This window comes from Pseudomonas syringae pv. cilantro (assembly GCF_001293775.1).
GTDB lineage: Bacteria > Pseudomonadota > Gammaproteobacteria > Pseudomonadales > Pseudomonadaceae > Aquipseudomonas > Aquipseudomonas syringae_P.
This window is the reverse complement of sequence record NZ_LGLN01000004.1, coordinates 1-5,841: the sequence shown is the minus strand read 5'-3', so window position 1 is coordinate 5,841 and position 5,841 is coordinate 1. Positions and strand designations below refer to the sequence as shown.

The 5,841-nt window shown below is 55.6% G+C and carries 6 protein-coding genes and 2 pseudogenes; 7 read left to right on the top strand and 1 reads right to left on the bottom strand.

The window, feature by feature from the left end; genetic code table 11:
- Nucleotides 1-241: DsbA family protein (locus ABJ99_RS28910; protein WP_412032770.1), on the top strand; the 241-nt coding region annotated here is incomplete at its 5' end.
- A gap of 66 nt (nt 242-307) precedes the next feature.
- Here the strand turns inward: ABJ99_RS28910 and ABJ99_RS27990 are convergent.
- Nucleotides 308-691 (bottom strand): hypothetical protein, encoded by a 384-nt coding sequence (locus ABJ99_RS27990; RefSeq protein ID WP_060410090.1) that lies wholly within the window; start codon nt 689-691, stop codon nt 308-310.
- A gap of 124 nt (nt 692-815) precedes the next feature.
- Between ABJ99_RS27990 and hopZ4 the strand changes: the two genes are divergently transcribed.
- The 6 genes and pseudogenes from hopZ4 to ABJ99_RS00055 all read left to right on the top strand — a co-directional run.
- On the top strand, nt 816-1,823 hold the full coding sequence (hopZ4, locus tag ABJ99_RS00080; RefSeq protein WP_005622498.1) for a type III secretion system YopJ family effector HopZ4: 1,008 nt from the start codon (nt 816-818) through the stop codon (nt 1,821-1,823).
- A gap of 575 nt (nt 1,824-2,398) precedes the next feature.
- Nucleotides 2,399-2,872, top strand: a complete 474-nt coding sequence (locus tag ABJ99_RS00075; protein WP_019335115.1) for a TIGR03757 family integrating conjugative element protein — start codon at nt 2,399-2,401, stop codon at nt 2,870-2,872.
- Nucleotides 2,869-3,573, top strand: a pseudogene (locus tag ABJ99_RS00070) (TIGR03756 family integrating conjugative element protein); the annotation flags it as partial. The gene ABJ99_RS00075 and the pseudogene ABJ99_RS00070, both read left to right, overlap by 4 nt.
- Nucleotides 3,551-4,105: pseudogene (locus tag ABJ99_RS30015) on the top strand (TIGR03756 family integrating conjugative element protein); the annotation flags it as partial. The pseudogenes ABJ99_RS00070 and ABJ99_RS30015, both read left to right, overlap by 23 nt.
- Nucleotides 4,102-5,502, top strand: coding sequence for an integrating conjugative element protein (locus ABJ99_RS00060; protein ID WP_412032769.1), 1,401 nt, complete (start codon nt 4,102-4,104; stop codon nt 5,500-5,502). The pseudogene ABJ99_RS30015 and the gene ABJ99_RS00060, both read left to right, overlap by 4 nt.
- Nucleotides 5,499-5,841: hypothetical protein (locus ABJ99_RS00055; RefSeq protein WP_054084085.1), on the top strand; the 343-nt coding region annotated here is incomplete at its 3' end. The genes ABJ99_RS00060 and ABJ99_RS00055, both read left to right, overlap by 4 nt.

The window sequence follows — 5,841 nt, the reverse complement described above, 5'->3', positions numbered from 1 at the left end:
GCAGATCCCGGGGTTTGAGGATCGACAGCACTCTATTGATAACTGCGCTTCGAGTAACCCGGCTGTCCGACAGACTGTTGTTAGCCAGGCTCACAAGGCCAGCCAGGACGGCATCACTGCCACACCGACGTTGGTCATCAAGGATAAAGTCTCTGGACGATCGATCAAGCTGCAGGGAGCACCTGACGGTGACGCGCTGCTTTCCGCAATCGACTGGCTGGCCAGCACGAAGGATAGATAAATGAATCCTGCCTTTGAACAAGCTTTGCAAGCGCGCTTGCTTTGGATGCAGGTCCGTAGCTATGGCTCACTTGGTTTTCATCGGATGCGAGCGAGTGAAATAGGACAACTGCTGCCGCATCACTGGATGCCGGACTGACTTACTCAACTTGAGTTCGGCAGCCTGCTTGTCGCCCACGTTACGTACAGTAGGTTGAAGATCAATACCTGGACGCAAGCCTGCGCAACAACCCGATGCTTTGGCGAGAAACTTCATTCGCAATCTGTGCAGATTTACGACGACTGAAATCAGCTTAACGTACTTTAAAATCCGTTTTCTGAGGCGACCCCAACTGGGCATCTCGACGCTCGCGGCCAGCCTGACGACGATCTTTCCCGATCCACCGTCAGCCCCTCTGACGCTGCCACTGCCGCAGTGCCCCCGGTAATGGGTGGCACCACGTTTTTTCATGGAACCTTTTTTTGGTGAAAACCACTGACTGACGTCCCCATGGAGAAAGACGCAGACGTCACTCAATAACGGTTTCAAAGGACCCGAGGCCTCTCTGTAGTCAAATTACTAAAGTGGTGAAATTATGGGCTGTATTGTTAGCAAATCAGGGGCGTATACGCCTTCAGCAACCCCGGAGATCAATCTTTCTAGCAGTAACCTGCCGGATCGGGCCTTAGGGAAGGCCGAGCTCTTGGCCGATAGTTTGACAGGGGCACGTGAAGAAGGAGTCAACTCAAATTTGGTGACGTATGGTGCACGTACGCTGAAAATGTTGGCTACAAACAAGCAGCCAGACGAGGCGCTTCTGAAGCTTGATATTAAGAATTTGCCAGCGATGGTCTCAACTTACAACCGTCGTTATCCTGGATTAAATCTACAGCACTTTGACTCTCCGCTCGATTTTTTGCAATCTCTGCGTGGACAAACCAGTCCAGTTTCCCAACGCGCCATTTTGCGGCTTGAACGTGATGGTGAACATCACGTGGCAGCAGATGTTCGACTGAGACCTAATGGTGAAACAAGCGTAATTATTCTTGAACCGGCCAAGGTGCTTACCTTTGCAGTCGGCCACACCCAGCTACGGCGCCAAGCTTTTACTTACCTTGATGAAAGGGCCAAATTCGCCTTCATGGAGGTGGGGGCGCAGAAGTCTGCCGCAGATTGCGTAATATTCGATTTGCACTTCGCTTTGCATGCCCACCAGCGCGCCTCACTGTTTGACCGGTGGCATGACAACATGGCCGAATACGGGACAATCGATCCATACAGGCAGAGCGCGGCGTCTCCAAACGTGCTCTTGGAAGATGCTGGTGTCGAACTTGTGCTCGGAGAAAAAATGCTGCCTCCCATTTTCTTCAAGCACACACATAGCAGTAGCGTGGTGGAAGAGGTGGAAAGTTCCCAACCAGGAAGTGCTGAAAAAGATGTCAGCACAAGCGGGCGTCAGCAGATAAATGAATCGCTGAGGGAACGAGTTCAGGCCTTCCGCGTTAATCGTGGTGATTACGGTTACAGCGCGTCGATCGAGACATCGCGTGCTACAAAGATCCGATTAGCGTTGGAAACAGCCATCTCTGATAGTCAATCATAGGTGTATGTATAGGAATTTCAATAATTCCTATACAGGGTAATCCGCCGAAAAAGGCCCCCCTCGGCGTGATACCAACGTGGCGTTGAGGCTGGTTAAACGCTTTTTTCACGCCACATCGGCGTCTAAAAACGGGTCCTTGTATAGGAATTTCAATAATTCCTATACAAGGTAATCCGCCGAAAAAGGTCCCCTCTCGGCGTGATGCCAACGTGGCGTCGATTCTGGGGAAACGCGTGAGACGTGACCTCGCCTGGGATCAACCCTGGCTCTTTGAACTGCGACATCGAAACTCCAGACACACAATGGACGAGTAACTTTACCGTAATCGGAAATCGTGAGCACAGCGATTGCGGAGAAAACGGGACCTATGACGCTACCTCAAAAGCTCGGCGGAAAGCTTACAGGTCCGCTTGCAATACTGCTTACCGAAAATACTACGTCGCCTGCTGCTCGATAGCGGGCGCACGATCCGAGCAGACGACACCAAACCCCAACCGTCCCGATAACGGTTTCCTACTGACGACAGTTGATTAATCGCGTTTTCTGTACCTGACACCACCTGCAGGTACTGCCTCATGCCCCCCTCCAGACCCTATAGCTTCAGTTGCAAGAACCGCGTGGCCTTCCTGATCTTGATTGCGGCCGCACAGGTCCCCCTCGCGAACGCGGAGACGTTAATCATTACTGACCGGAACCACCCAGTTCAGGCACCTGCACATGTCCGGCTGATTCTCTTGGACGAATCAGAACGGCTTGAGACCAAGCTCTCTGAAGGACTGCCGGCGAATCAGCAACAAGCCATCGCCATCATGCAGCAACGCCTCAAGAGCAGCGATGTGCAGCGCTTGCAACGCGACCTGGCCTTAGCTCAGCAAAACCTCGTAGACGCCTGGAGCATGGGGGTAACGAAGGTGCCTGCGGTGGTGCTCGACCGCAAGTTTGTCGTTTATGGCGAATCCGACGCTATAGCGGCTGAATACCGCATTGCCCAATGGCGCGCAGCCGCCAAACACCAAAACGCATCAGGCCAAGCGGAGGCACCGCAATGAACCTACATAAGCCTCCTGCTTGGACGGCCTTGGCCCTGTCGATCTCAACCTGGCCAGCCGCTGCGGGCACCCTGACATCGGCCACCCTCGCCGCCTCAACCCTGTCGCCTGACTGCCTGGAGTACAAGGTGGTCGGCATATGCTACTGGCTGCTCTGCACGCCGTTTGGCTGCAAGGTCAAGACGTCGACCAAGGTTCGACATTATGTTCCCGACGCGGTTGTATCGAGCTACTCGAACACTGGCGAAAACCCTTGGGTCGAAGTCTCTTCACTGAGTTCACCCACCTCATTCGCCCAGGATGGCGGCGACGGAACCACCAATCACAACAACGAAGACAACCTGGCCAAATTCAAAAACGCTGACGTCATTGGCCACCCCGGGGGCGCTACGTTCAGTAAGTTTGCCAGCGCTTCAGGGTATGCCTGCCAGGGTGCTGCGACCCCCTACATGCCTTACCTGCTGAGCACGCTGGACACCGTCGCCTGGCGTTACGGCGTTCCAGAATCAGCCTATCCCGAAGCCCTGATTCCCGGTCGGCGAGAAGTGGGCGGTCTCACCTCGGGGGACATGTGGGGAAGCCTTTATCCCCGCAGTGGTTTTATCCATCAAGCCGACGATTACAAGGCAGCGGCCTTGATGGCGCAGCGCGCTGGTGACGTGGTCACTCGCCGCGNCCGGGGGAGCGACGTTCAGCCGGTTTGCGAGTGCTTCTGGCTACGCCTGCCCAGGTGCTGCTACTCCATACATGCCTTACCTTTTGAGCACACTGGATACGGTTGCCTGGCGCCACGGCGTTCCTGAATCGGTGTACCCGGAGGCGCTCATCCCTGGCCGCAGAGAAGTGGGTGGCCTTTTGTCTGGAGACATGTGGGGAAGCGTCTACCCCCGGAGCGGCTTTATCCATCAAGCCGACGATTACAAGGCAGCGGCCGTGATGGCGCAGCGTGCAGGTGACGTGGTCACTCGCCGCGGTCAGGTTCACGTCTATCAACCCCTTCTGGCAAAGCCTCAGCCAGGCTACTGGCCTGCCGGGGAATTGATCGAGACCGATGCCACCACTGGCAAATGGCAAGAGCTCAAGCCGACCCTCAGTCAAAGCTGTGCGGTATTCCCGAACTCGCAGCCCCGTGTGCAGGCGACCGATGGCGCGTACGCCTGGGCGCTATGGCGACCCTACTCCTGCTGCAAGCGGGCAGGTCAAACCTTTCTTGGCAGTACGGACTTTCAATGATGATCAAGAGGACTTCAATCATGCGCCGCGCCGCCGCCATGTTGACTATCGCAATCATGAGCGCCCTGACGGTAAACAGCGCCCTTGCCGAGACGCCAGGGATCAGTGCCAGCTCGTCCGGCAGCGTCATCGGTGACGATGTGTTGTACAGCGTCGGTGGCGGCAACGCCGTGACCATGGGAAGCGCCGGGAACATGGACAGCATCAGCATTGGCGGTGGCTGGAACAGCAACCTGGTCTGCGGAAACATGAGCCTGAACAATACACTGGAGAATCAGTTGAACGGTGCCACTTCCGGCTTTCAGACGATCATGGGCTCGATGATCTCCAACGCCACCAGCGCAGTGGCCTCATTGCCAGGGCTGATTATCCAGCGCGCCAATCCAGCGCTTTACAACCTGCTCACCAACGGCATCCTGCAAGGCCGTCTTGATTTCGACCGCTCCAAAGGCACGTGCCGCGCCATAGCGGACAAGATGCTCGATGTCGCGGGCGGACAAATGGGCTGGGACAAGATCGCCGAAGGCCAGGCCATGAGTCAGGCAGTGAAAACCGGAAACACAGACGCGGTCTCGGCCGTTGCTCAGGTCGAAAAGCAAGGTGGGAATGACGGTATCACCTGGGTGGGTGGGAGCAAGGCCGGCGGATCGGGCCAGCAACCGATCAAGGTCGTAGGCGATGTCACTCGGGCAGGATACAACCTGCTGAACGGACGTAATGCCGCTGATACAGCTTCTATCAGCCCATCGAGCTGCAACAACGGCATGGTGTGCTCTACCTGGCCTTCGCCGCAGGATGCAACCACATTCGCCAACCGTGTTCTGGGAGAGCAGCAACAGCGCACGTGTGAGGGTTGCACCAAAACCACCTCCACTGCTGGCGTTGGGCTCACGCCCCTCATTCAAGAGTCCTACGACTCAAAACTCAAGGCGCTGCAGGAGCTCATTTCAGGCAACAAGTCCCTCACGCAGGAGAACCTGTCGCAAGCCAGCAGTAGCTCTCTGCCTGTGACGCGTGGCGTGGTCGAGGCCCTTCGTTCCGAACACGACCAGGACATATTGGCCAAACGCCTTGCTTCAGAGCTCGCTTTATCAGATGTGCTGGGTAAAGCGTTGCTGCTTCAACGCACCCTGTTTACCGGGAGCAAGGAACCGAACATCGCCGCCAATGATGTGGCCCAGCAGGCGGTCAGTCAGCAGAACAACAACCTGCAACAGGAAATTGACAACCTGAAGACCGAACTGGACATGCGGCGCAATCTGGCCAGCAACTCTCCGACAGCCATTCTGCAACGGGCTCAAATCAGGAGAGACGGTTCAAAAGGCATCTTCCAAGGCGACCCGACGCCTGATCGTCTTGACCAGTTGCAAAATCCTGCGAAAGGAAACTCACCATGACATCCACCGTTTTAAAGCCTGGACGACTTAAAAAAACAGCGAAAGCGGTTTTGGCTTTTCTATCACTGACATTACTGACGGTGCTGCTGGTCGTGGTGTTTTTGACTTTCGTCAACATGGTGTTCGGTGATCTGGAGCGTTTCAGTGAATGGCAGAAGGCACATTACGGAGCGATGCTGGCCTGGAGGTTAATGGTCTATACGGCGCTAGCGTTAACATGGTTCAGAGTTAGGAAGCACCTTGTTCACCAGGCATCGTCCGATATTCCCGCAGGCTTAATGCGATGTGAGCTGATCGCCCTGCTGTTGATTGCATTAATGGAGCTACGGCGTGCCGGCC

Bases quoted from the DNA above. Each gene is read 5' to 3' on its own strand.
- ABJ99_RS00060 (WP_412032769.1), top strand. From the start codon at position 4,102: ATGATGATCAAGAGGACTTCAATCATGCGCCGCGCCGCCGCCATGTTG.
- hopZ4 (WP_005622498.1), top strand. From the start codon at position 816: ATGGGCTGTATTGTTAGCAAATCAGGGGCGTATACGCCTTCAGCAACC.
- ABJ99_RS00075 (WP_019335115.1), top strand. From the start codon at position 2,399: ATGCCCCCCTCCAGACCCTATAGCTTCAGTTGCAAGAACCGCGTGGCC.
- ABJ99_RS27990 (WP_060410090.1), bottom strand. From the start codon at position 691: ATGAAAAAACGTGGTGCCACCCATTACCGGGGGCACTGCGGCAGTGGC.